Consider the following 1,235-nt stretch of genomic DNA (forward strand, 5'->3'; position numbering starts at 1 on the left):
GTGCATGGGACTGTCGTGAGAATGCACGATGCGATCGAAATCATAGAGCTGCTTGGCAACGCCTCGCTTGACCGAAACGACCTTCTTGATGTGCCCGGGCGTCGCCTTGACGTCGACGCCCGCCGTTTCCGTCTCCTTTTGAAGGCGATAGAGCTGGACCGCTTCCTTGACGATGTCGACCAGCCGATCCGGCTGCCATGGCTTGGTGATGTATTGATAGATGCCGGCCTCGTTGAGGCCCGCGATGATGTCCTCGGAGTCCGAATAACCCGAGATGATCATCCGCACCGGATCGGGCCACAGCTCGCGTACACGCTTCAGGAAGCTCACGCCCGATTCATGCGGCATGCGCTGGTCGCAGAGAATGGCGTGGACGATCTCGCCCTCCAGCAGTTTCTCGGCATCAGCCGCGTTGCCGGCGCAGAGCACCTCGAAATCCTCGCGGAGAACGCGCCGCAACGCCTCCTGCGAACGGACCTCGTCGTCGACGACGAGAATGGTTCCCTGGATGCTCATGAGGGCACCGCCATGTGTCCGGGCCGTTCAGCCGCGCGCCGCAACCGGTGATTGGCGATGGTCAGCGGCGTGCGGGATTTCGGCACCTTGTGAATGAAATTGTAGCGCGCGACGTGGTAGCTCGGATCGAAGCCGTAGAAATTGAGCTTCATCCTCCGCAGCTCTTCGTCCCTGTAGGCCTGCAGTGGCTTGTCGCTCTCGTCCGCCTCGCGGCGTCTTCTCTTGTCGGCAAGGCGCTTCGCAAAGCCATGATCCGAGGCTGCAGCAGCCGCGAGCTTGACGAGGTTTTCGGGTGTGAGCTCGTCGCCCGCGAGCACACGATCGACGAGACCGAGGCGCCTTGCCTCGGCCACTCCCATCGGCAACCGGCATTGCGTGATCGCTATCGCGTTCTCGGCGCCCACGCGGCGCGGCAACAGATAGGTCCAGTACTCGGAGCCGAACAGGTTGCCCATGTCCTTGTATTGCGGATTGAAGACGATTTGATCGCGGGCCCAGACCTCGTCGGCCGCCAGGCTCAGGAACACGCCCCCCGCGCCTGCATTGCCGCGAATGACCGATATCACCAACCGATCCGTGGTCTCGATGATCGCGCGCGTGAGATCATCGATGGCGTTGATGTTGCGCCAGGATTCATCGGCGGCGCTGTCGGCGGCCTCGATCTCGGCGAGATGAATGCCGTTCGACCAATAGTCGGCCCCGCCGGTGAGAAGCAGCAC

At 62.3% G+C, this 1,235-nt stretch carries 2 protein-coding genes; both read right to left on the minus strand.

Features of this window, described 5'->3' with window-relative positions; translation table 11 throughout:
* A partial coding sequence (locus tag JHD07_RS27445; RefSeq protein ID WP_291627755.1) for a response regulator occupies nucleotides 1-516 on the minus strand: 516 nt, incomplete at its 3' end.
* The coding region (locus JHD07_RS27450) for an enoyl-CoA hydratase/isomerase family protein (RefSeq protein ID WP_291627757.1) at nucleotides 513-1,235 on the minus strand (723 nt) is incomplete at its 5' end. The genes JHD07_RS27445 and JHD07_RS27450, both read right to left, overlap by 4 nt.

This window comes from Bradyrhizobium sp., from assembly GCF_016462955.1.
Taxonomy (GTDB): Bacteria; Pseudomonadota; Alphaproteobacteria; order Rhizobiales; family Xanthobacteraceae; genus Bradyrhizobium.